The sequence below is a fragment of the Pelomonas sp. Root1217 genome (genome assembly GCF_001425705.1).
GTDB lineage: Bacteria > Pseudomonadota > Gammaproteobacteria > Burkholderiales > Burkholderiaceae_C > Pelomonas.
Genome location: NZ_LMDC01000012.1, coordinates 136,926 through 158,873, shown reverse-complemented (window position 1 = coordinate 158,873; position 21,948 = coordinate 136,926). Strand labels below are relative to the sequence as shown.

20 protein-coding genes are annotated in these 21,948 nt (G+C 69.0%); 8 read left to right on the top strand and 12 right to left on the bottom strand.

Going from position 1 to position 21,948, the window contains the following annotated elements:
• Positions 1-2: 2 nt before the first annotated feature.
• A complete protein-coding gene (locus ASC95_RS30510; protein ID WP_157256055.1) occupies positions 3-479 on the top strand; it encodes a hypothetical protein in 477 nt (158 codons plus the stop codon).
• 15 nt (positions 480-494) lie between these two features.
• Here ASC95_RS30510 and ASC95_RS09620 read toward each other — a convergent pair whose 3' ends face one another.
• Complete coding sequence (locus ASC95_RS09620; protein WP_157256053.1) at positions 495-911, bottom strand: SRPBCC family protein; 417 nt, start codon at positions 909-911, stop codon at positions 495-497.
• A 116-nt stretch (positions 912-1,027) separates the two neighbouring features.
• On the opposite strand from ASC95_RS09620, the gene ASC95_RS09615 reads away from it, so the two are divergent.
• Both ASC95_RS09615 and ASC95_RS09610 read left to right on the top strand, forming a co-directional pair.
• Positions 1,028-3,259, top strand: coding sequence for a helicase-related protein (locus ASC95_RS09615; protein WP_057297518.1), 2,232 nt, complete (start codon positions 1,028-1,030; stop codon positions 3,257-3,259).
• A 3-nt stretch (positions 3,260-3,262) separates the two neighbouring features.
• Positions 3,263-3,853, top strand: a complete 591-nt coding sequence (locus ASC95_RS09610; protein ID WP_157256051.1) for an imm11 family protein — start codon at positions 3,263-3,265, stop codon at positions 3,851-3,853.
• On the opposite strand, the gene ASC95_RS09605 is transcribed toward ASC95_RS09610, so the two are convergent.
• Entirely contained in the window at positions 3,850-4,872 is a 1,023-nt protein-coding gene (locus ASC95_RS09605) for an NAD-dependent epimerase/dehydratase family protein (RefSeq protein ID WP_057297516.1), read from the bottom strand. The genes ASC95_RS09610 and ASC95_RS09605 overlap by 4 nt on opposite strands.
• 133 nt (positions 4,873-5,005) lie before the next feature.
• Here ASC95_RS09605 and ASC95_RS09600 point away from each other — a divergent pair, with 133 nt between their 5' ends.
• Positions 5,006-6,418 (top strand): peptide MFS transporter, encoded by a 1,413-nt coding sequence (locus tag ASC95_RS09600; RefSeq protein ID WP_057297515.1) that lies wholly within the window; start codon positions 5,006-5,008, stop codon positions 6,416-6,418.
• A 6-nt stretch (positions 6,419-6,424) separates the two neighbouring features.
• Here the strand turns inward: ASC95_RS09600 and ASC95_RS09595 are convergent, their stop codons facing one another.
• Positions 6,425-7,003: a hypothetical protein gene (locus ASC95_RS09595; RefSeq protein WP_057298306.1), complete on the bottom strand. Its 579-nt coding sequence runs from the start codon at positions 7,001-7,003 to the stop codon at positions 6,425-6,427.
• 88 nt (positions 7,004-7,091) lie between these two features.
• On the opposite strand from ASC95_RS09595, the gene ASC95_RS09590 reads away from it, so the two are divergent.
• The 3 genes from ASC95_RS09590 (at position 7,092) to ASC95_RS09580 (ending at position 9,072) form a co-directional block, all read left to right on the top strand.
• The gene (locus tag ASC95_RS09590) at positions 7,092-7,550 is read left to right on the top strand and encodes a hypothetical protein (protein WP_057297514.1); all 459 of its coding nucleotides are present in this window, start codon (positions 7,092-7,094) and stop codon (positions 7,548-7,550) included.
• Positions 7,551-7,571: 21 nt separating this feature from the next.
• Positions 7,572-8,237 (top strand): glutathione S-transferase family protein, encoded by a 666-nt coding sequence (locus ASC95_RS09585; protein WP_057297513.1) that lies wholly within the window; start codon positions 7,572-7,574, stop codon positions 8,235-8,237.
• Between the two features lie 154 nt (positions 8,238-8,391).
• A complete protein-coding gene (locus tag ASC95_RS09580; protein ID WP_057297512.1) occupies positions 8,392-9,072 on the top strand; it encodes a methyltransferase in 681 nt (226 codons plus the stop codon).
• A 10-nt stretch (positions 9,073-9,082) separates the two neighbouring features.
• On the opposite strand, the gene ASC95_RS09575 is transcribed toward ASC95_RS09580, so the two are convergent.
• The 4 genes from ASC95_RS09575 to ASC95_RS09560 form a co-directional block, all read right to left on the bottom strand.
• Positions 9,083-10,075, bottom strand: coding sequence for a hypothetical protein (locus ASC95_RS09575; RefSeq protein ID WP_057297511.1), 993 nt, complete (start codon positions 10,073-10,075; stop codon positions 9,083-9,085).
• On the bottom strand, positions 10,072-10,599 hold the full coding sequence (locus ASC95_RS09570; RefSeq protein ID WP_057297510.1) for a (2Fe-2S)-binding protein: 528 nt from the start codon (positions 10,597-10,599) through the stop codon (positions 10,072-10,074). Before ASC95_RS09570 ends, ASC95_RS09575 begins: the two co-directional genes overlap by 4 nt.
• Positions 10,596-13,418, bottom strand: coding sequence for a xanthine dehydrogenase family protein molybdopterin-binding subunit (locus ASC95_RS09565; protein ID WP_057297509.1), 2,823 nt, complete (start codon positions 13,416-13,418; stop codon positions 10,596-10,598). The genes ASC95_RS09570 and ASC95_RS09565 overlap by 4 nt, the downstream gene beginning before the upstream one ends.
• Positions 13,419-13,492: 74 nt before the next feature.
• Positions 13,493-14,794, bottom strand: coding sequence for a M20/M25/M40 family metallo-hydrolase (locus ASC95_RS09560; RefSeq protein ID WP_057297508.1), 1,302 nt, complete (start codon positions 14,792-14,794; stop codon positions 13,493-13,495).
• Positions 14,795-14,801: 7 nt separating this feature from the next.
• Here ASC95_RS09560 and ASC95_RS09555 point away from each other — a divergent pair, with 7 nt between their 5' ends.
• Positions 14,802-15,641, top strand: a complete 840-nt coding sequence (locus ASC95_RS09555; RefSeq protein WP_235537855.1) for an alpha/beta hydrolase — start codon at positions 14,802-14,804, stop codon at positions 15,639-15,641.
• Here ASC95_RS09555 and ASC95_RS09550 read toward each other — a convergent pair.
• From ASC95_RS09550 to ASC95_RS09530, 5 genes are all read right to left on the bottom strand, one after another.
• Entirely contained in the window at positions 15,628-18,720 is a 3,093-nt protein-coding gene (locus ASC95_RS09550; RefSeq protein ID WP_057297506.1) for a ligand-binding sensor domain-containing diguanylate cyclase, read from the bottom strand. The genes ASC95_RS09555 and ASC95_RS09550 overlap by 14 nt on opposite strands.
• 125 nt (positions 18,721-18,845) lie before the next feature.
• Positions 18,846-19,679, bottom strand: a complete 834-nt coding sequence (locus ASC95_RS09545) for a CPBP family intramembrane glutamic endopeptidase (protein WP_057297505.1) — start codon at positions 19,677-19,679, stop codon at positions 18,846-18,848.
• A gap of 138 nt (positions 19,680-19,817) precedes the next feature.
• Positions 19,818-20,564 (bottom strand): AAA family ATPase, encoded by a 747-nt coding sequence (locus ASC95_RS09540; protein ID WP_057297504.1) that lies wholly within the window; start codon positions 20,562-20,564, stop codon positions 19,818-19,820.
• Complete coding sequence (locus ASC95_RS09535; protein WP_057297503.1) at positions 20,561-21,232, bottom strand: hypothetical protein; 672 nt, start codon at positions 21,230-21,232, stop codon at positions 20,561-20,563. The genes ASC95_RS09540 and ASC95_RS09535 overlap by 4 nt, the downstream gene beginning before the upstream one ends.
• 29 nt (positions 21,233-21,261) lie before the next feature.
• The gene (locus ASC95_RS09530; RefSeq protein ID WP_057297502.1) at positions 21,262-21,945 is read right to left on the bottom strand and encodes an ABC transporter ATP-binding protein; all 684 of its coding nucleotides are present in this window, start codon (positions 21,943-21,945) and stop codon (positions 21,262-21,264) included.
• Between the last annotated feature and the right edge of the window lie 3 nt (positions 21,946-21,948).

The window sequence follows — 21,948 nt, the reverse complement described above, 5'->3', positions numbered from 1 at the left end:
GAATGTTCGGTTTCTTCAAAACGCCTTCGTTTTCTGATTCGGAACTCGGCGAGTTCCAGCGAAAGCGCAAACTGTGGCGCGGCTTCATTTCAATGCGCGGAGAGCGCGTCCCGTTGGCTCTGTCCGGGTCTCGTGGTGCGCCTGATCTCCAGGCACTCGAAATCGCACGCGGTCTTTCGCATGGCTATCCCGGCTGGCAATCACAAATCGCACAAGCCCTGCTAGAGCACTACGAGCCGTATGCAGATGCAGTTTCAACGGGGGATGCTGACCCGCCCGAGGATGGCATGCCTCTACTGACCGTGCCTACCGACGTCTGGGCTCATGCGACCATCGAGTTTGTTCAAGTCACGCCGCTGGGCCGCGAATTCACCATCGAAATCGGGTATCGAGTCGGCTGGGATGAAGAACACACCGTCGGGGCTCGCTTGCGTCAGGGACGGCTCATCGAATTGAACGGCAGTGTGCTGGCGCCCTGAGCAGCTAATAGCTGTTCAAGCTCGCTCCATCAACGCCTTCAACGCCCTCAAATCCTTGCGCACATGCGCCGCATCCCGCTCAAAGTCCTCATCGCCCGCCCCCGCCCCCGCCCCCGCCATCCGCAGCACCACAAACGTCAGTGCGCTGCCCTCATCCACTGGCGTGACCCGAAACGCGTTGTGCGTGGTCACACCATCGGGTGTCGTCACGTCATGGTCCAGCACGCCGAAGTCGTTGCGCGGCGCCATCCTGATCTGGATGCGGCCCATGGGTGAGTCGGTCACCACCCAGTGGTCGCCTTCCTGCTCGATGTCGGCCGACGCCAGGCCCGATGCCCAGAGGTGCAGGTTCTCGCGCTGGCTGGCGAATTCGTAGACCTCGTGCGCCGGCGCAGCGACGGTTTCGCTGACGATCTTGATTTCGCGTGGCATGCGGGCCTCCAAAGCAGTTGCAGAGCTTGTCACGAAGGAATGGGCACCGGCAAACCGCGCGCCCGTCGGCCCTCGTGGCGAGGACGCAGTCAGCTCGCCTGTGTTCCACTTCCGCCGTGAATTCCGAAGTCTCCTCGCCCAAGCCGGCCAAGCCGCCCGCGCCCGCCTTTCCCCTCCCGCAACCCGGCCACGCCGCCCGCTTCCCCGCGGGCCTCACGGCTGAAGACTGGGCCCGCATCCGCCAGGCCGCCCACGCGCTGCCCCAGGTACTGGTGCCGGCCGATCTCGATGACGGCAGCGACGACGCGCTGGACCGCCTGGGCTGCATCCAGATCTCCCGGGCCGCTGGCGGTGGCCGGCCGAGCCGCTGGATCCTGCCGGCACACATTCCCGTCGCGCTGGCCCAGCTCGAGGCCACGCCCCAGACCAACACGCTGCGCCCGCAGCTGCAGCAGCGCCTGCACCAGCTCGAAAGCCTGGGCCTGCGCCGCGAAGGCCTGGTGTTCACGCGGCTGTGCGTGCACCCGATCACGCTCGCGCACGAGGGTTGGCGCATCGACCTGTCGCACCGCGTGCCAGTGCCCGAAGAGCCCATCTGGGCCTTCTTCCGCGACGGCGACACGGCCGCGCTGCGCCACAACCTCGGCCAGGCGCCCGAGTACTCGTACACGGCCGAGCTGATCCTGCACCTGAACCACCTCATTGCCCGCAGCGAAGCCATGGGCCATGCCAGCCAGCTGGCGTCGCTGCTGCCGCGTCTGCAGGCCGAGTGCGGCGTGCCCATGCCCTACGAGGACCTCAAGGCCGCGCTGAACCGCGCCCAGGACCGCTGGGAGCAACAGGTCGAGGAGCAGGACACGCTCGCCAGCCTGGGCCGCGAGCTGGCCTTCCAGGGCTACCCGGACAGCTTCGACGCAGCTCGCAAGCTGGGCCGCAAGGTCACGCTGTATCTAGGCCCGCCCAACAGCGGCAAGACCTACGCCGCCTTCGAGCGGCTGGCGCAGGCGCTGGATGGCGCTTACCTGGCACCGCTGCGCCTGCTGGCACTGGAGGGCCGCGACCGCCTCGTCGGCCGCGGCGTGCCCTGCTCGCTGCTGACCGGCGAGGAGAACGTGCCAGCCAACGACGCGCGCGTGGTGAGCAGCACCATCGAGATGGTCAACACGCGCGACACCATCGACGTGGCCGTCATCGACGAAGCGCAGATGATCTTCGACGACTCGCGCGGCTGGGCCTGGACGCAGGCCATCGTCGGCGTGCCGGCACGCGAGCTGATCATCATCGCGTCGGCCTATGCGGCGCCGGCCATCGAGCGGCTGTTGCAGCTGTGCGGCGAAAAGCCCGAGCGCCGCGTCTTCGAGCGCAAGCAGCATGTGCAGCTGATGCCGGCGCCGGTGCCGATGACGCATCTGCACGCGGGCGACGCGGTGGTGGCCTTCAGCCGCCGCGACGTGCTGATGCTGCGCGACCAGATCGCGCAGAACGGCCACGTCGTCAGTGTCATCTATGGCGCGCTGCCGCCCGAGGTGCGACGCCGCGAGGCCGAGCGCTTTGCCGTCGGTGCCAGCCAGGTGCTGGTCGCGACGGACGCCATCGGCATGGGCCTGAACCTGCCGATCCGCCGCGTGCTGTTCTCGACGCTGGAGAAGTACGACGGCGTCGGCGACCGCGCGCTGACCGTCAGCGAGGTGCACCAGATCGCCGGCCGCGCGGGCCGCTATGGCATGCACGACGAGGGCTTCGTCAGCGTGCTGAAAGAGGCCGAGGCCGACGCGATGAAGACGCTGCGCGAGCTGCTACCCAAGGAGCCACGCGCGCCGCGCGACTTCAAGTGCCCGGTGGCGCCCAACTGGCGCCATGTGCAGACCATCTCGCAGCGCCTGGGCGTGAACAGCCTGCACCAGGTGCTGACCGTCTTCATGCAGCAGCTGCGCCTGGACGACGCCCACTTCGAAGTGGCCGAGCTGGAGCAGATGCTGGGCTTGGCCGAGATGCTGGACCGCAACGCGGGCGCGTTGTCGCTGCAGGAGCGCTTCCGCTACGCGCAGGCGCCGGTGGACGACCGCCTGCCCCAGGTCGTAGAGCAGTTCCAGGCCTGGGCCGCCAGCCACGCCCGCACCGGCAAGGCCGGCACGCCCTGGTTCCTGGACGACGTCGACGAGCACAGCCGCCTGGACCGCATGGAGCAGGCGCTGCGCCAGTGCACGCTGTGGCTGTGGCTGGACCTGCGCTTCCCCGAGGTGTTCGGGCACGTCGAGGCGGTCATCGATCTGCGTTCGCGGCTCAATGACGGCATCGAGCGGCACTTGAAGGGGAAGAAGCCGTTGTGGCAGAGGCGGGGGCGGTGACCCGTGTCGAGCCATCTGCCGTTCTCTCGATTCGAAAGCGCTGAACAGCCGTTCGATCGTTGGTACTTGGCTTCGCCGACCACGGGCCATGGAGAGGAAGTCGATCCGCGCCTCTTCACGCAAGGTAAGCGAGTTGACATCGCCGGCGATCTCTACCTTTCCAAACGTCGTGAGGGAAAGCCGCTCGACTTCACCCTCGCAGACTTTGACATGCCGGTCGTCTCCGACAGGCTTGCAGCTCTCTTGCTGCAGCACGCTAAGGACGAAATTCAGCTTGTCCCGGTGTCGGTTCATGGCGAGCCATCGACGTATCAGATTCTCAATGTCTGCGCCGCCGTTCCGTGCATCGCCGAGCCTGAAACCGTCGTGACTCGGTGGGGGCCGGATGATGGTCGTCCTGACAAGATCGGACAACTTCGGATGGTGATGTCGCCTGTGATGAGCGCCGACCAGCACGGCGGGCAAGCGATTTTTCGGGCCGAGGGTTGGCAAATCATGCTGCTCTGCCATTGCGGCCTTGCGCAAGCCTTGATCAGTTCTGGCTTCTCAGGCATTGCTCTGTCCGCACTACCAAGCAGGTTGTGCCTCGGCTAAATAACACCCAGCGCCATCAAATCCTTCGCCGTCGCCAAGATCGCCTTCCTTGGTGGCCGTGGCACCCAACCGAGCTTCTCACGCGCATGCGTCGCATCCTGGTGCCGTGACGTGCCCAGCTCGCTGGCGGCGGCGCGCACGGTCGGGCTGAACTTGGCCAGCAACCGCACCGCCCAATCCGGCATCTGCAGCGTCGGCACGCGGCTGGCCTGTTCGCCCAGCTCGGCACGCAGGATGGCCGCGATCTCGCGCAGCCACAGGAAGCCGCCGCAGGCGATGAATCGCTCGTCGGCCATGCCGGTGGCTGTCAGTGCGCGCCAATGCAGTTCGGCTACGTCGCGCACGTCGACGATGCCGAAGCCGATGTTGGGCAGGGCCGGCACCTTGCCCTGCAGCAGGCTCTTGACGATGACGACGCTGGCCGAATAGTCGGCGCTGGCGACCGGGCCCAGTACGACGGAGGGGTTGACCGTGCAGAACTCCAGCCCGCCACCTTCGCGCGCCACCCAATCTCGTGCGGCGCGCTCGGCGATGGTCTTGGACTGGATGTAGGGCGGGATGCCTGGCGTCTCCAGGCGCGTCCAGTCGTCCTCGGTGAAATGGTGCTCGCCGGGGCCATGGCCGTAGGCAATAGCCGCGACGGACGAGGTCATGACGACCCGCTGCACGCCGGCGTCCCGCGCGGCCTTCAGCGCGCGCAGAGCACCATCGCGGGCGGGCACGATCAGCTCGCTGGCATCGCGCGGCACGCCCACCGGCAGCGGTGACGCGAGGTGAGCCATGTGGCTGCACCCAGCCGCGGCCTCGGCCCAACCGGCGTCGGCCATCAGGTCGGCGGCGAAGCAGCGCAGCTGTTCGCTCGCGCCAATGCCGAGCAGCTGGCGCAGCGCCGGCTCGCGCTTCAAGTCGCGAACTGTGGTGTTGACCTGCCAGCCGTTGGCAAGCAATTGGCGGATCAGCACGCCGGCGATATAGCCGCTGCCGCCGGTGACGAGGATGCGAGGCGGGCTGGTGCTCATGTTGCGCGATTGTGTCGGTCGCGCATGACACCCGTGGCACCCATGACCCTCGTCACCCGCGGGCGACTGCGCATTGCCAGCCCGGTCCCGGACGTGGACAGTCGCGTCTTTTGCAAGTTTCCGGGACACCCCCTTGACCTCCGCCACCCTGACCGCGGCCGCCGACGCCACAAGCGACGCACGCGCCCGCCATGACCGATCTTTCCTGGGCCACCCAGCCGGCCTGGGCTGGCTGTCCTTTTGCGAGCTGTGGGAGCGCTTCTCCTACTACGGCATGCAGGCGCTGCTGGTGCTCTACCTCAGCAACTACCTCTTCCTGCCCGCCAACATCGGCCATGTGGCCGGCATGGATGCGCTGCGCCATGCCATCGAGAACGTCACCGGGCCGCGCTCGCCGATGCAGCTGGCCTCCGCGGTGTTCGGCCTGTACGTGGGCCTGGTCTATCTGACGCCCATCTTCGGCGGCCTGCTGGCCGACCGGCTGCTGGGACGCACGCGCACCATCGTCATCGGCGCACTGCTGATGGCCACGGGCCACTTCCTGATGGCCTTCGAGGCGGCGCTGCTGCCGGCCCTGGGCTCGCTGCTGCTGGGCGTGGGCTGCTTCAAGGGCAATATCGCCGCCCAGGTGGGCGATCTCTATGCGCCGGGTGACAAGCGCCGCGCCAGCGCCTTTCAAATCTTCATGTTGGCGGTGCAGATCGCCGTCATCGCCGCCCCCATCGTCTGCGGCACGCTGGGCGAGCGCGTGGGCTGGCACTGGGGCTTCGGCTCGGCCGGCGTGGGCATGCTGATCGGCCTGTTCGTCTACCTGGCCGGCCGCCGCTGGCTGCCGCCCGAGCCCGCACGAAACGCCACCCGCGAGGCCCGCCCGCCGCTGACTCGCGCGGGCTGGGCACGTGTGATCCTGCTGGTGGCCATCCTGCCGCTGCTGATGCTGTCCATCGTCGGCAACCAGCAGTTCAACAACGCTTATCCGTTGTGGTCGCAGCAGCACATGGACATGATGGTCGGCAGCTTCCAGGTGCCGGTGACCTGGCTGCAGGCCGTGGACGCCACGGTGAGCTTCATCACGATGCTGGGTTCGATCGCCTTCTGGCGCTGGTGGGCCACGCGGCGACGCGAACCCGACGAGGTCACGAAGATGGCTCTCGGCTCCTTCGTTGCGGCTGGCGCACCGCTGCTGCTGCTGCTCCCGGCCTTCGCCATCGAAGCCGGCGGCGGCAAGATCAGCATCCTGTGGACGTTTGCGTACACGCTGGTCAACGACATCGGCTTCGCCAACATCATGCCGGTCGGCCTGGCCCTGTACTCGCGCGCCGCGCCGCGCAGCCTGCAGGGGGTCATGATCGGCATCTACTACCTGCACCTGTTCTTCGGCAACACCTTCGTCGGTTGGCTGGCCGGGCTGCTTGAGACCATGCCGGGCACGCAGTTCTGGGGCCTGCATGCCATGCTGGTGGCCGCGGCCGGCGCAGGGCTGCTGTTGGTCAAGCTGGTGTTTGGCCGCCTGCTGGCGCCGGACGAGGCACCGGCCCAGGCCTGACCGGGCTCATGCCCGCGCGTGCTGGGCCGTGCCAACGCCCAGCGAGCGCGTCAGGGCCGCCATCAGCGCCTTGTACTTGTCGCGCACCTCGCGCTTGTCCGCGGCGTTGCCGGGCTCCGAGAAGCAGGCGTCCCAGGCTTCGCTCCACGCATAGCCGCCATGGGCGCGGCGGTCGCCGTCCGGGCTGCGGACCAGCGCGCGCAGCTTGGCGTCCTGCCCGGCGTCGTTGTAGGTCTCGAACAGCACGTGGATGTAGTCCTGGTAGGCCTCGTAGACCTCGGCCTCGAACACATGCCGGTAGATGTTCAGCATCCTGTCGAGGTCGCGCTTGGCGTGGATGGCGTCGGCCGGCGAAATGGTCTTCCAGTAGCCCACCCAGGTGAAGAAGCACAGCAGCTGGTTGAGCTTGGGCGCGATGTCGTCGTAGATGGCCAGTCGCTTCTCGATGAGCTTCTGGTTGGTCCAGTTGCTGAGGTCCAGGCGCTTGAGCTGGCGGCTGAACAGCCAGCCCAGCAGGGCCACCGACAGCGGCGTCAGCACGCCGACGATGAGCTTGGCGATTTCCAGTGTCGGCCATTGAGCCATGCGACCCTCCTTCGGCACGGCGTGCCGCGCCGCAGAGTAGCCGGCCGCGGCCTTGCGGTGCAATCCCGTCTGCCTAAACTGGGTGGCCATGAACGACGCCCTTGACCACCTGGCCCGCGGACTCGCCCTGGACGCCCCGGCGCAGGAGGCGCTGCGGTTTCGCTTCGGCCTCGCGTGCGTGCAGCGCGTGCGGCATCTGCTGGAAGACGCCGCCGTCATCGTCTGCCTCGACGTGCTGATCCGTTTTGTGGACGGCAGCGCGGCGCCGGCCGAGCTGGACGCCGCGGCTGCCCAGGCGGCGCAGCTGGCCAACCAACACCCCGGCTCGCGCTCGCTGGACGGGGTCGGCCATGCAGCAGTGTCGGCTTCCTACGCCGTCGCCAATGCCCTCGCCGGCCGGGCACTGCAAGCCGCCGAGTACGCCGCGTATGCCAGCGTCTACGGCGAGGGCGGCTATGGCGCCGTGCAACAGCGCGAGTCCTTCCAGCCCGAGTTCGACTGGCAGCTGGAATGCCTGCGCCGGCTTGCCGCTCGGGCGGCCGTGTAGCGCCTGCCTACACTGCGGCCCATGATCACCGTCCATCACCTCAACAACTCCCGTTCGCAGCGCGTGCTGTGGCTGCTCGAAGAGCTGGGTCTGCCCTACGAGATCAAGCACTACCAGCGCGATGCCAAGACCAGTCTGGCGCCGCCGGAGTTGCGCAAGGTGCACCCGCTGGGCAAGAGCCCCGTCATCACCGATGGCGGGCTGACGGTGGCCGAGAGCGGCGCCATCCTGGAGTACTTGGTGGACCGCTACGGCCAGGGCCGGCTCAAGCCCACGGGCGAGCAGGACCTGCTGCACTACCGCTACTTCATGCACTTCGCCGAGGGCTCGGCGATGCCGCCGCTGGTCATGAAGCTCGTCTTCAACAAGGTCAAGCGCGCGCCCATGCCCTTCTTTGTGAAGCCCATCGCCAAGGGCATTGCCGACAAAGTGCTCGCCAGCTTCGTGCAGCCCAACATCGACCGGCAGCTCGCCTTCATGGAAGGCGAGCTTGCCGCGCGGCCCTGGTTCGCTGGCGCCGAATTCTCGGCCGCCGACGTGCAGATGAGCTTTCCGGTCGAGGCCGCCGCCGCCCGAGGAGGCATGGACGCCTACCCGAAGCTGCGCGACTTCCTGGCCCGCATCCAGGCGCGGCCGGCCTACAAGCAGGCACTCGAACGCGGTGGTCCCTACAGCCTGATGAGCTGAGCCCGTCAAGGCCCGCGCCTACACTTGCCTTCCGGCTGCGCCCCGCAGCCACCGTCTTGCCCCGCCGGCCTGTCGCCCGGCCGCTGTGAACGAACAGCGGCGCTGACCTCCCCGTGTCGCATTGCGATCACCACGCAGGTCACCGAAAGGGCGCATGCCCGGCTATGAAACCAAAGTCCACGCGCTCGCCATCGATGGCGCGGCGGATCTGCAGATCCGCTCGCTGCTGGACAACGACCAGTTCGCCGACCCGGCGGGTGCGGCCGAGGCCCTGGGCATCTCGTCCGCGCAATGGCCGTTGTTCGGCCAGGTCTGGCCCTCCGGGCTGCACCTGGCCGCCGCGATGGCGATCCGGCCCCTGACCGACGGCGAACGCATCCTGGAGATCGGCTGCGGCCTGGCCCTGGCCAGCCTCATCTGCCACCGCCGCGGTGCCGAGGTGACGGCCAGCGATGTCCATCCGCTGGCGGGTGCCTTCCTGCTCGAGAACCTGCGCTTGAACGAACTCGCGCCGATGCGTTACTGCCATGGCGACTGGAGTGAGGACGCGGTCATTGCGGACGGCGGCGCACCGCGCGTGCAGGGCCGCTTCGACCTCATCATCGGCAGCGATGTGCTCTACGAGCGCGACGATGGCGGCGGGCTGGCGGCGTTCATCGAGAAGCATGCGCTGCCGCAGTGCGAGCTTCTCATCGTCGATCCCAACCGCGGCAACCGAGCCGCGTTTGGCAAGCGGATGGCGGGGCTGGGGTTTGGGTTCAGTGAGGTGCTGCTGAGCGCGCCAGCGGAGAGGTCGGACTATCGCGGGCGGTTGATGAGGTTTATGCGCGGCTGACGCAGCGTCCTCAACGCTTGGGCAGCGCTCCTTTCGGCCCATAGTCCACTACCCTGCACCCCGCGCCCTGCGGGTTCTTGCAACAGGCCGCCAGCTTCTTCAGGCTCTCGCTGAACTGTTCGTCCCACTGCGCCTTGCTGTGCAGGTTGCCCGGGCTCATCCAGTGTGACTGCGGAAAGCGCTTGGACCACTCATCCCCGCCCTCCTGCAGCGCGTTGCCTGTCGACTGCCGCATGGCCACCTGGCAGGAATTCATATTGCCCATGCGATGGCAGGCCGTGCACGTGTTGCCGCGCGTGGTGATGCCGAAGGCGTTCAACTTCGCCCAGGCCCGCTTGAAGTCCTCGCCGATGGCCTTGGGCTGGTAGTAGCCAAACGGGTCGCCGGGCAGCATGGTCGTCTGGGCGATGTAGGGGCTGTACATGAAGGGGCCGCTGTCGTGGCAGCCGATGCAGGCGGGCTGGGTGCCGGCGACCTGGGCGGGCGTGAGCCAGACCTTGTCGGCGGGCGGCGCGCCGGGAGCCGCGGCCTTGCGAGCAAGTGTACTGGGCGAGGGCACCGCGCGGCCGTCGATGCCGGCACCTTCTGTCAACGGCGCCTTGGCCTTGGCGGTGAACCAGCAGGTCTTGCCGTCTTTGAGGCTGTGCGAGATGACGTTGATCTCGTCGAAAAGCGGGCTGCCGGCGGGCCGCGCGACCTGCTTGCGGCAGACGGCGCTGATCTGCGCCGTCTTGTCGTCGCGCAGCACCAGGGCGCGGCTGCCGGGCACGCATTGTCCCTGGCTGCCGGCATCGTGTTGAGGCAGCAACGAAGGTCGGTCGCAGCGCGGTGGGGCGGGTTGCGAAGGCACGGGCTTGCCGTCGACGGTGATCGGGATCTCCTCGCCGGCCATGCAGTTGAAGGCCGGGATCTCGCTGATCTGCTCGGCGCATTGGCGGCCGTATTCGTACAAGGTCTCGGCCTGGGCGGCACCGGCCAGCAGCAGTAGCAACAGGGCTCTCATGCGACCACCAGCCCTTTCTCCGCCAGCACCACGGCGCGTATCGCCTGGTGGTAGCGGGCGTAGCCGGTGCAGCGGCAGATGTGCTGGCCCACGGCGTCTTCAATCGCCGCGTCGAGGCCGTCGCGGTGGACTGGTTGCACGCGCAGCCGGCCCAGCAGCATCTCCGTCGCCATGACAAAGCCCGGCGTGCAGTAGCCGCACTGGAAGGCGAAGTGGTCGAGGAAGGCTTGCTGCACAGCGCTGGGTTTTTCCATGCTGCCGGTGCCCTCCACCGTCGTGATGCTCTGGCCTTGCAGCAGCGCCACCGGCGTGGAGCAGGCGAGCATCGGTTGCGCCTGGCTGGTGGGCGCGCGCCGCGCGGCCACGGTGCAGGCCTTGCAGACGCCGATGCCGCAGCACAGCCGCGTGCCGGACAGGCCCAGCTCCTCGCGCAGGAAGTCGACCAGGGGCAGGTCGGTCGGCACCTTCGTGTCGACGGGCCGGCCGTTGACATGGAACTGGACGGGAACGAGTTGTTCGCTCATGACAGGGCCTTTTCAATGTCCGCAGCGGTGATGGGCAGCGCGCGAAAGCGCTTGCCCGTGGCATGCGCAATCGCATTCCCGATCGCCGGCGCAATCGGACACAGCACCGCCTCCGCAATGCCCTTGGCCGTCGTGTCGGTGGTCGGCAGCGGCGTGATGCTCATGCGCGCCAGCGGCACGTCGGCGCTCAACGCCACGTGATAGCGGTCGAGGTTCCAGCGCCCGTCGCCCGCACCGCCCGCCTCCAGTGGCAGGTCCTCCAGCAACGCATAGCCAATGCCCATGGCAATGCCGCCCTGGGCCTGGCCCAGCAGCAGGTCGGGTTGCAGCACCTTGCCGGCATCCACCAGCAGCTGCACGTCGACGACGCGTGGTGCAAAACTCTTGGGCCCAATCTCGACGGCCACCAGCACGCCCGACGGCGCATACAGGCTGCGACCGTAAAGCGCGGCCGCAGGCTTGGGCGGGATGACGTTCTGGCGCAGCACCGGCGTCCAGCTCGCCTGGCCCGCGGCGCGCAGCGACAAGCCGTCGATGGGCAGCTGCAGCGGCGGCCCGGCCGGCACGGCGTAGGTGCCGACCACCCAGGACCCTTCGTAGAGCCCATGCACCATGGCAGCCGAGGTCAGGCCCATTTGGTGGGCTTTGGTGGCCAACGCACGCAGCGCCAAGGGCGCCAGGCCCGGTGCGGTGAGATGACCCTTGTCCCACTTCGTCTTGCCCTGCAGCTGCGCCAGCGGCACGCCCCAGAGCGCCGCCGCGGCCGGTAGCAGGCCGGCCTGGAACAGCACCTGGCTGGCCTGCTCGGTCACGTGCACTTGATGGAACGCCGTCAGGCAGGCGCTGCTGGACATCGCGAAGCCCGCCGTCCAGTTGGGCTTGCTCCAGTCGCCGCCCGGATAGGTGCTGACGTCCAGCGCATTGAAGCTGCCGACGTCGCCCATGACGATGTCGTGGGCGTTGTGGCCCAGCCAGGCGGCCGTGCTGATCGCCAGCGTTGTCGCCGAGCCATTGCCCATGTCGACACAGTTGGTGCGCACGGTCAGTCGGCCCGCGGCATCCATTGCCACCTCGGCCATGACACCGTCCTTGCCCGTGCCATAGGCCTGGTTGGCCAGCGCAAAGCCGACGCCGTAGCGGACGCCTTCGCGTGCCTTGCGGGCCTTCACGGCCTCGCGGTCGCGCCACAGCGCATGCTCGCGCGAGCGGCGGCAGATTTCGCGCAGCGTCGTCGCCTGGGTCAGCGGCGCGCCGGTGATGGTGCGGTCGCCCTCACGCAGCGCATTGATCTCGCGCAGCGCAATCGGGTCGCGCCTGAGCGCCACGGCCACCTCGTCGACCAGCGTCTCCACCGCGAAGCTGGCCTGCGGCCCGCCGAAGCCGCGCATGGAGCCGGCGACGACGCCGGTGCTGGGCTGGGCGATGGCATCGACATAGGCCTGCTTGATGTCGTAGCCGCTGAGGCCGCAATAGGCCGCCAGCATGGCGACGAACTGGCTGTAGTTGTTCTGCCCGCCGGAGGGCAGCACCTGCTTGCTGCCGAAGGCGAGGAACTTGCCGCTCTTCGTGTCCACCGCGATGCGCTGAGTGATGCGGCTGGCCAGCTGCTTGAGGCCGCCCTGGAACTGCTCGTAGCGGTCCTGCGCGATGCGCACCGGGCCGTCGGCCAGGGCCGCGGTGACGGCCAGCAACGGCGGGAAGGTCGACACGTCGCGCCCGCCAAAGCCGCCGCCGGGGTAGCAGGAGTTCAGCACCACGGTCCCGACCTTGACGGGGCAGTCCTTGCTGAACAGCGCCAGGCTGTCGCCCGAGTCGCCGTTGGTGGCCTGGGTGCCGAGCACCAGGTTGAGCGTGCCGGTGCCGGCGCGGTCCAGCCAGGCCAGGCCCGCCTCGGGCTCCATGAACATCGGGTCCAGCACCTGGGTGCTGTAGCTGCCGCCGAGCTGCAGCACGGCGGGGCTGGGCGCCTGCAGCGCGTTGTCGATACGGCTGCGCAGCCGGCGGGCGGTGCTGTTGTAAGGCTGGGTCTTGGAGTCGGGCTGGTAGGGGTCGGACGCATAGCCCACCTGCACCTGCGAGAACGGCTCGATGCCGGGCGCCTCATAGCGCGTCAGGTAGTTGACGGGGCTGTAGGCCATCGCCCAGGGCTGGGCGGGAGGCGCGGCCAGGCCGCCGGTCTGCACGACACCGGGCTGGAACTGCAGCGCGCGCTTGGCGCGACGGTAGGTATTGCCGTCGGCAAAGATCAGGATGGCCACCGGCTGGCCGTAGAACTGCGGTGCGGTACCTACAGGCACCAGCAACTGGTAGACGCCATCGGCACCTGCGCTGGAGAAGGGCAGTTGAAGGTTCAGGGAGGCCAGGTCGCGCTGTGGCCCGGTGTAGCCGGGCAGAGGCGTCTGCGTGATGGTCAGGAGCGGCCGCGCATCGGCGGCGTCCAGGCGGGACAGATCCAAGCCCGTGAAGGCGAGGCCGGGATCGGTCGCGCGCAGGATCATCGCCATGCGCTCGTTCTGCGGCCAGCCGGGCATGTCGACGGCGCGGAAGTCGCGGGCATAGATCTTCTGACCCGTCACCTTGGCCAGGCCGTCGATGCGAAAGCGCGCCTTGCCAGGGCCGCCGGACCAGTCAGGCGCGCCGGGTGGCGCATGGGGTTGCACGGGCGTGCCTTCCGGCTGCGGTCGGGCACCGGGGTTCTTCAGCGCGGGCGGCTTGAAGGCCAGGGCCAGCTCGTGCACCAGCAGCGTCACTGCGGCTGCGCCGCTGCCAATGACGCGGCGCCGCGTCAGTTGGAATGGCCCGTTTGTGTTCTGCGACACGCCTGTCTCCCATCCGTTCGATGGCGGGAGTTTGGCGCCGCCAGCCGCTCGATCTGGCGGGGGTTTTGCCTGAGTCAGCGCGTCAGTCGATAGATCAGCAAGGCCGCACGGATGGCACCACGCTCGATGGACGCGATCTCCAGCCATTCGTCGGGCGTGTGCGCGCCGCCACCGCCGGCGCCAAGGCCGTCCAGGCTGTCGACCAGCGGCGCGACGAACTGCACGTCGCCCGCGCCGCGCAGGCCCGGCGGGAAGGGCACGATGGCATTCAGGCCGGCATCGGCGCTGGCCTGGGAATAGGTCTCCAGCAGCTTGAGGTTGCCGGGCGTGGGCGACATCGGCGGGTAGCTTTCGTGGAAGCTGATCTTCGAACGGGTGCCAGGCAGGGCTTGGTAGACGATGGCCTGCATGCGCTCGCGCGCCTTCGCCCCTTGCTCGGCGGTCAGGTAGCGCAGGTCACCACGCACCTGGGCGTCGCGCGGGATGACATTGGTCTTGCCGAAGGCCTGGCCCTGGCTCTCGCCGTCATCCCATTTGGCGCTGGTGCCGGCCACGATCGTCGCGGCATTGAAGGTCAGGTCGGGCTCGATGAGCTGCTCGCGGAAGGCGTTCAGCACACGCGCCGCCTCATAGAGGGCGCCGTAGCCGTCCTTGCCGAACACGCCCGCCGAATGGCCGGTGCGCGCCGTCACGGTGAGATGCCAGCCGCCCGAGGCACGCCGGCCGATGGTCGCGGCGTCGCGGCCCTGCTCGTCCTTGGTCGCACCCTCGAAGGCCAGGGCCACGTCGCTCTGCTTGGCCGCATCGATCAAGGCGGCCCGTGCCACCTCGGCGGGGCTGCCGACGCGCTCCTCGTCGCCGGTGAACACGGCCCGCACGGTGCGGCCGTCCAGCGCGCCGGCGTCGTTCAACGCCCGCAGCGCGAGCAGGATGATGACGTCGCCGCCCTTCATGTCGGACACGCCCTGGCCGCGCACCTTGCTGCCGTCGCTCTGCCACGGCGGCACCGGGCTGTCCTTCTCGAAGACGGTGTCCATGTGGCCGATCATCAGCACCCGCTTGCCCTTGTCGCCAGCGCGCTCGGCGACGAGATGGCCGGCGCGCTTCATCTCGGCCGGCATCTCGATCCAGCGCGTCTTGAAGCCGATGGCCTCGAACTCCTTGGCGTAAACGGCGCCCACCTCGCGCACGCCAGCCGGGTTCAGCGTGCCGCTGTTGATGAGGACGCTGCGCTCCAGCAGCTTCAGCGCATCGGGCGTGTGGCGCTTGACGTTGGCGACGATCTGCTGCTCCCGGGCGTCGAGGCCGGCGGCCATCGCCGAGGACGTGACGAGCAGCAGGGCGAGGGCGGTTCGGATAGCGTGCGGGGTCTTCATGCCTTGAGTGTCCAACACCCACATGCAACGCCGCCTGCTGCTGACCCTGCCCCTAATGTCCTGTCTGCCGGCACGGGCCGCCCCGTCGACGGCCCTGCCCAGCGTGCAGGTGCTGCCCGAGCCGCTGGCCATGCCGGGCCTGGCCCGCAGCCGCACGCTGCGGCTGTGCCTGCCGACCAGCTACGACAGCGAGCCCGGGCGCCGCTACCCGGTCATCTACATGCACGATGGCCAGAACCTGTTCGACGCAGTCACCAGCTTTGCCGGCGAATGGGGCGTGGACGAGACGATGGCAGCCTTGGCGAAGGAGACCGGGTTCGAAGCCCTCGTCGTTGGCATCGACAACGGCGCCGAGAAGCGCAACAGCGAGATGGCCCCCTACGACCACAAGGAGCTCGGCAAGGCCGAGGGCCCGGCCTATCTCGACTTCATCGTCAACACCGTCAAGCCCTTCATCGACAACGGCTGGCGCACCCGGCCCGAGCGCGAGCACACGGCCCTGATCGGCAGCTCGCTGGGCGGCCTGATCAGCCATGCGGCCCTGCTCAGCCATGGCGAGGTGTTCGGCCGCTACGGCCTGTTCAGCCCGTCCTATTGGGCGGCGCCCCAGCTCTTCGATGCAACCGCCGCGGCAAGGCTGCCAGCCGACACGCGCATCCACCTCTACTGTGGCGGCCGGGAAGGCGGCAGCATGGCGGGGCAGACGCGCCAGATGCACAAGCAGCTGGCGCGCCAAATGCCGCCCGAGCAGCTGAGCCTGCACATCGCCGCCGAGGCCGGCCACAACGAGGCGGCCTGGCGCGCCGAGCTGCCGGCGGCGCTCAAAACCCTGTTCAGGCTGGGCTGACGGCGTCGTCGACGGCGGCGCTGCGCGCAACCTGCAGCCGCTTTTCGCCACGCCAGGCGGCCAGTCCGTCGGGCGCCTCGCGCGGCGACAGGCCATTGGCGCGGATGGCGCCCATATAGCCGTCACGGCCCTGGGCCTTGGTGGCGTACAACGCCGAATCGGCCAGGGCCAGGCAGGCGCGCCAGTCCCACAGCCGCGGGTGGCGCGGGTCCAGCGGGAAGGCGCAAAAGCCGATGGACACCGTGACGTGCACGGTCTCGCCGGGGCCGATCTCGAAGGGCTGCTCACGCACCGCGGCGCAAACGCGCGCGGCCAGCTCGGCGGCATCGCGCCGATCCGTCTCGCGGGCCAGCACCAGGATTTCCTCACCACCCCAGCGCACCAGCGAGTCGGTCTCGCGGAAGACCTGGCGCAGCCGCTCGGCCACCTGCACCAGCACCGCGTCGCCGGCCGCGTGGCCATGCACGTCGTTGACGCGCTTGAAATGGTCCAGGTCCAGCAGCATCAGCAGCAGGTCGGCATCCGGGCCGGGACCTTCGCCCGCTCCTTCAATGCCGGGGGTCTCGAAGCGGCGCAGGCACAGGCGCAGGTCGTCGTCCAGCCGCAGCTCAAGGTAGCGGCGGTTGCGCAGGCCGGTCAGTGCATCGGTCAGGCTCAGCTCGCGCAGCTCGGCGGTGCGCTCGTCCACCAGGGCCTTGAGCTCGACCTCGCGGCGGCGCAGCAGCCGCGTGCGCCAGCGCATCCAGGCCCAGATGGCAAGCAGGGCCAGCAGCCCGCCGCCGATGCGGGCCGACGTGGTCTCCCACCAGGCCGGCTCCAGCGTGATGGGCAGCTGCAGCTGCTCGGTGCCCCACAGGCTGTGGTGGGCCGTGGCACGCACCTGCAGCGTGTAGTGGCCGGGCCTGAGCGGGCCGAAGCTCGGGTTGCGTCCGCTGGCATCGACCCGGGTCCAGTCGCTGTCCAGGCCTTCCAGGCGATATTCATAGCGCAGCCGTGACGGGTCGGCATAGTCCAGCGCCGCGAACTCGATGGACAGGCTGCGTTTGCCAGGCGGCAGCTTCAGGCCGTCACGAGGATTGCGCGGCTGCTGCCAGGGCTGGCCGTTGACACGCAGGCCGCTGACCACCAGCGGCGGGCTGGTGCGCTGCGCGCGGTAGGCATCAGGCAGCACGCGCAGCAGGCCACGGCTGCCGCCGAACAGCAGGCCGCCGCCGGGCAGCTCGGTGCTGGCAAAGAACCAGAAACTGCCGAAGTTGGCGCCCTCGGCGCTGCCGAAGCTGTCGAGCCGGTCGGCCGCCGGGTCATAGACATAGAGCTGGCTCCAGATGCGGCCCTGGCCGTCCTCGTGGAGATTGCCACCGAACACGCCCTCCATGCCATGGCGCTCGCTGATGCGCTCGAAGCGCGCGCGGCCCTCGCCGTCCCAGCCCTTGAGGCGGTGCAATCCGCTGACCGGCGTGTCGACCCAGAGCGTGCCATTGCGCCCCCACAGCAGGCCCATGACGATGGGGCTGGCCAGGGGTTCCGCGGGTGCCTGTGGCACCACCTCCAGGCCGCCCTCGCCAGCGGTTTTCTCGCGGAACAGGCCCTGCTGGCCGCCCACCCAGAGGCGCCCGTCCGGTGCGGCGCTCAGCACATAGACACCGCCATGCAGCGGCCCGGCCAGCGGATGCACGCGCTCCAGCGCAGCGGCGCCCTCGCCAGCGAGGCGGTAAAGGCCCTCCTGCATGCCCAGCCAGATGCTGCCGTCGGCGCGCAGCAGCAACTGCTGGGCACGGCCGCCGTCCAGCGCCCAGTCGCGCAGCAGGCGGCCATCGGCGGCGCGGTGCTCCAGGCGGCCCGCAGCCGCCATCCACAGGCTGCCGTCGCCCGCCTCGGTCATGACCTCGACGACGTTGTGCCGCTCGCGGGGCCATTCGCCCAGCGTCGCCAGGTCGCGGCCCGGGCGGCCGTCCAGGCGGGCGATGTGGCCGGTCTGCGTCGGCGCCAGCACCTCGCCGTTCTTCAGCGCCAGCACGGCACGCACATCGGCTTCGGCCAGCGGGCTGTTCAGGTCGGCATCGGGGCCGCGCACCGCCAGGGCCGGGTGGGAAAGATGGCGCTGCACGCCCAGGCCATAGCCGCTGACCCACATGGCGCCGCTGCGGTCGCGCAGCAGGCCGCTGATGTCGTTGCCCGCCAGTCCCATGGCGCGGCGCGGGTCCTGGCGCAGCCGGGCCTCGATGGCACCGCTGGCCGGGTTGATCCAGAACAACCCCACCTTGGCGCCCACCCACAGGCGGCCGTCCGGGGCTTCCGCCAGCGCGTTGATCGGCATGCCCAGCGCCTGCACCCAGCGCACCTGGCCCTGCTCGACGACGCCCAGATGCCCGTCCTGCGTGCCCAGCCAGACGCGCCCGCCACGGTCCTGGGCCAGGGCCGGCACGGGCATGCCCTGTTCCAGGCCGGGCAGGGCGAGGTTCTCCCAGGCGCCGCCCACGAAGCGGCTCAGGCCGCGCCAGTGGCCGGCCCAGACGACGCCGTCGGCACCCACTTGCAAGGCGAGCACCCGCTTCTCGGCCTGACCGCGCCAGCGCAGCTCGTGGGCCTCGAATCGCTTGGCCGCCGAGTCGTAGCGGTACAGGCCCTGGCCCAGGGTGCCGACCCAGATGGCGCCGTCCGGCGCTGCCGCCAGCGCGCGGATGGGCGGCTGCGGCCCTGGGCCGCCCTGCGCGCTGCCATGGCTTTCGACGCGGTCCTGTTCGGGGTCGTAGGCCACCAGGCCCTGGAACTCCGTCCCAATCCACATGCGCCCGTCGGCCGCGGCGCTGAGCGCCCGCACCCAGCCCAGGCTGCGCTTGGCCGTCGTGTCACCGGCCTGCTCGATGGGCCGCAGCCGGTAGCCGTCGTAGCGCGTCAGGCCCTTGTTGGTGGCGATCCACATGAACCCGGCCCGGTCCTGCGCGATCGCCGGCACCGAGTTCTGCGGCACGGTCACGCTGCGGAACTGCACCTCCAGCGGCCCGACGCCAGCATCGGCGCGGGCCCAACCCGCCCCGAGCAGCATCAGGCCAAGCAGGCCTTGAATTAGGGGGTGCATGGGCCGGCATCCTAAAGGCGGCGGTTGACGGCGCCGTCAGGTTGCAGCTAACGTGGGCGGGCGAGGTGTGCAGTGCTGTCGACGATCAGCGACTTGACACGCCCTGGTCGCGCGCAATGCAGCGGCTATGTCGACGTCAGCACGGCACGGGGCCGCCGGTTCAGCGACCGCAGCAGCGCAACGCAGGCCAGCAGCGTGACCCCCACAAAGACGGCCTGTGCCACCTGCCACTGGCCCATGCTCCAGACCTGCGGGCCGCGCACGTCCAGTACGGCCGCGGCGCCACCGGGCGACATCAGCAGGTCGCGCGCCCAGTTCCAGCCTGCATGCACGCCGATGGCGGCCGGCACGCTGCGCCAGCGGATGAAGACCAGACCGAACAGCAGCGAGCCGGCCGTCGTGCTGACCAGTGCAACCTGCCAGCTCCAGCCGGACAGCACATGAAAGACAGCCGCGACGAGCGCCACGATGATTTGCGCCGGCCAATGGCCAACGCTGCGCAGCAGGCCGTCGAAGGCATAGCCGCGCCAGGCCAGTTCCTCGCAGGCATTGGTCACGAGGTGAAAGAGCAGGGCGCCACCGATCGAGGCCGGCAGCAGCGCCGCCTTCATCCGCCATTCAACGGGCAGCCACAGCGCCATGACAAGCGTCGCCGCGGCGAAAAGCAACAGGCCCGCCACCAGTCCCAGGCCCAGGTGGCCGAAGGCACGGGCCGACACCGTGAGGCCAAGGTCGGCCAGCGACCGGCCCTCGCGGCGCATCAGGGCACGCGCAAGCGCAACCAGCAACAGCGCGATCACCAGGCCGTACAACATCGGCCTGTGCGGGCCGACCGGAAACGGCAGGCCCTGGTAGACGACGATCACGAGCGGGAAGGCGCACAGCAGGAAAGCCATGCTGTGCAGTGCCAGCCGACGGCGGGCTGGGGTTGTCAGCGCGGTGTCGGCAACGTGCGGCATCGGCCACACTCTAATCAACCTACCGCGCTCACCGCATCCACCACCACCCTGCCATCCAGAAGCCGCAGCGTTCGCGAAGCCTGCGTTGGGGTCAACGCGCACAGGGCAGATGTGCAGTGCTGTCGGCGATCGCCGGGCTTAACGCGCCAGCAGTTCGCCCAGCACGCGCTGCGGGTCGGCCATGAAGTCGCGGGTGACCCGGTAATGCTCGGTGTCTTCGTAGGCCACGCGGCGCACGCCGTCGGCAGTGCACTGGTAGATCCAGGCGTCGGGATAGGCCATCAGCAGCGGTGAGTGCGTGGCGATGATGAACTGTGAATTCGCCTTCACCAGCTCGTGAACGCGAGCCAGCGCGGCGAGCTGGCGCTGCGGCGACAGCGCCGCTTCGGGTTCATCAAGAAGATACAGGCCCCGGCCGCCAAAGCGCTCGTTGAGCAGCGCGAGGAAGGATTCGCCGTGCGACTGCTCGTGCAGCGACTTGCCGCCATAGCCGCTGATGATCGGTGAACCGCCTGGTCCCACGTCCAGGTTCTCGATCTCGGTCGCGACGTTGAAGAAGCTCTCGGCGCGCAGGAAGAAGCCGTCGCGCGGCGGCTTGTAGCCCTTGGCCACCCGCAAGTACCCGTGCAGCTCGGAATGCGACAGCCGCGTGCCGAAGCGGAAGTTCTTGCTGCCGCCCTCGGCGTTGAAGCCCAGCGACACGGCCAGCGCCTCCAGCAGCGTCGACTTGCCCGAGCCGTTCTCGCCGACCAGGAAGGTGACCTTGGGGTGCATCTCCAGCCGTTCCAGCGTGCGCACGGCCGGCAGGTTGAAGGGATAGCGCTCGAAGGACTCGACCTTGTCGCGCTGCAGGGCGAGGTGGAAGACGAATTGGGTGGAAATCACGGAGAGAGCATGGCGCGGAGCTGCGACAGCTTCGTGCCCGGCACGGCAACGAAGCCAGGCTTGTCTTGGGGCATGACGTTGAAGCCGCCCACATCGGTGTCGCCGGGCATCTCATCGCCCTGTTTCACGAACGACAGCGTGCCGGCATAGGTCAGTGGCCGATCGGGCGGCAGCGCCGGTTCTGTGTCGAAGCGGATGGTGTAGCGGATCAGGCCCTGACCGTCTGCAACGGCCTGGCCCCTGGCTCGCAGCAACTTGTGGTCTGGCGCTTGCGAAGCGCCGCCGGACCACGGCACCATGTCGATGTCATAGGGACCGGAGGCTTTGCAGGGGTCGCCCCTGATCGCCCGCCAGACGATGGTCGAAGCCGGCGCGCTGAATGCCAGCAGCCAATGGGCCTCTTGCGCGAACTTCTGCAATTCCGCCTCAGGGATGCCCTTGACGAGATAGCCGATGCCAAGCGCACCGAGGAACTCGACAGGCCGCCCAGCCTGGACTAGCGCCAGTTTCATCTCCAGGTTGGCGAACCGTGTGATGCGGAGCTCGGTGCCATCGCTCACGACCATGGTTTCCGCGGTCGGTGCCGCCCAGTCGCCGGTGCATGCCGCCAGCACCGGTCCCGACAGGGCAAGGACGGCAAGGCCGATCAGGGCTTGGCGAGTGGACATGGGCGGGCGGCGTGGTGGCGAGGGCCTGACTATGCCAACGCCGCCACCGCATCCACCACCACCCGCCCATCCAGCAGCCGCAGCGTGCGCGACGCCTGCGCCGCGTGCTCCAGCGAGTGGGTCACCATGACCAGCGTCGTGCCCTCGGCATTGAGCTCGCGAAGCAGCCTCATGACCTCGGCGCCGTGGGCGCTGTCGAGGTTGCCGGTGGGCTCGTCGGCCAGCAGCAGGGCGGGCCGCGCGGCGATGGCGCGGGCAATGGCCACGCGCTGCTGCTGGCCGCCGCTCAACTGGCTCGGCCGGTGGCCGGCGCGGTGCGCAATGCCCAGCCGCTCCATCACCTCCACCACACGTTCGCGGCGCGCCTTGGCAGGCAGCTCGCCGTACTCCAGCGCCAACGCGATGTTCTCGGCCACGCTCAGGTCGTCGATGAGGTTGAAGCTCTGGAACACGAAGCCTATGCGGCCGCGGCGCAGTGTGTTGAGCTGCTTCTCGGTCCAGCCGGCGACGTTTCGACCGTCGAACCAGTATTCGCCACCGCTCGGTGCGTCGAGCAGTCCGAGGATGCCGAGCAGTGTGGACTTGCCGCAGCCCGAAGGGCCGGTGATGGCGAGGTATTCACCGGCCTCGATGTCGAGGTCGATGCGGTCCAGCGCCGTGGTCTCGACGTCGCCGGTGTGGAAGGTCTTGGTGAGGTGGCGGAGTTTGAACATGGT

Bases quoted from the DNA above. Each gene is read 5' to 3' on its own strand.
- ASC95_RS09530 (WP_057297502.1), bottom strand. From the start codon at position 21,945: ATGTTCAAACTCCGCCACCTCACCAAGACCTTCCACACCGGCGACGTC.
- ASC95_RS09590 (WP_057297514.1), top strand. From the start codon at position 7,092: ATGAACGACGCCCTTGACCACCTGGCCCGCGGACTCGCCCTGGACGCC.
- ASC95_RS09585 (WP_057297513.1), top strand. From the start codon at position 7,572: ATGATCACCGTCCATCACCTCAACAACTCCCGTTCGCAGCGCGTGCTG.
- ASC95_RS09575 (WP_057297511.1), bottom strand. From the start codon at position 10,075: ATGAGAGCCCTGTTGCTACTGCTGCTGGCCGGTGCCGCCCAGGCCGAG.
- ASC95_RS09560 (WP_057297508.1), bottom strand. From the start codon at position 14,794: ATGAAGACCCCGCACGCTATCCGAACCGCCCTCGCCCTGCTGCTCGTC.
- ASC95_RS09570 (WP_057297510.1), bottom strand. From the start codon at position 10,599: ATGAGCGAACAACTCGTTCCCGTCCAGTTCCATGTCAACGGCCGGCCC.
- ASC95_RS30510 (WP_157256055.1), top strand. From the start codon at position 3: ATGTTCGGTTTCTTCAAAACGCCTTCGTTTTCTGATTCGGAACTCGGC.
- ASC95_RS09550 (WP_057297506.1), bottom strand. From the start codon at position 18,720: ATGCACCCCCTAATTCAAGGCCTGCTTGGCCTGATGCTGCTCGGGGCG.
- ASC95_RS09580 (WP_057297512.1), top strand. From the start codon at position 8,392: ATGCCCGGCTATGAAACCAAAGTCCACGCGCTCGCCATCGATGGCGCG.
- ASC95_RS09620 (WP_157256053.1), bottom strand. From the start codon at position 911: ATGCCACGCGAAATCAAGATCGTCAGCGAAACCGTCGCTGCGCCGGCG.
- ASC95_RS09535 (WP_057297503.1), bottom strand. From the start codon at position 21,232: ATGTCCACTCGCCAAGCCCTGATCGGCCTTGCCGTCCTTGCCCTGTCG.
- ASC95_RS09595 (WP_057298306.1), bottom strand. From the start codon at position 7,003: ATGGCTCAATGGCCGACACTGGAAATCGCCAAGCTCATCGTCGGCGTG.
- ASC95_RS09605 (WP_057297516.1), bottom strand. From the start codon at position 4,872: ATGAGCACCAGCCCGCCTCGCATCCTCGTCACCGGCGGCAGCGGCTAT.
- ASC95_RS09545 (WP_057297505.1), bottom strand. From the start codon at position 19,679: ATGCCGCACGTTGCCGACACCGCGCTGACAACCCCAGCCCGCCGTCGG.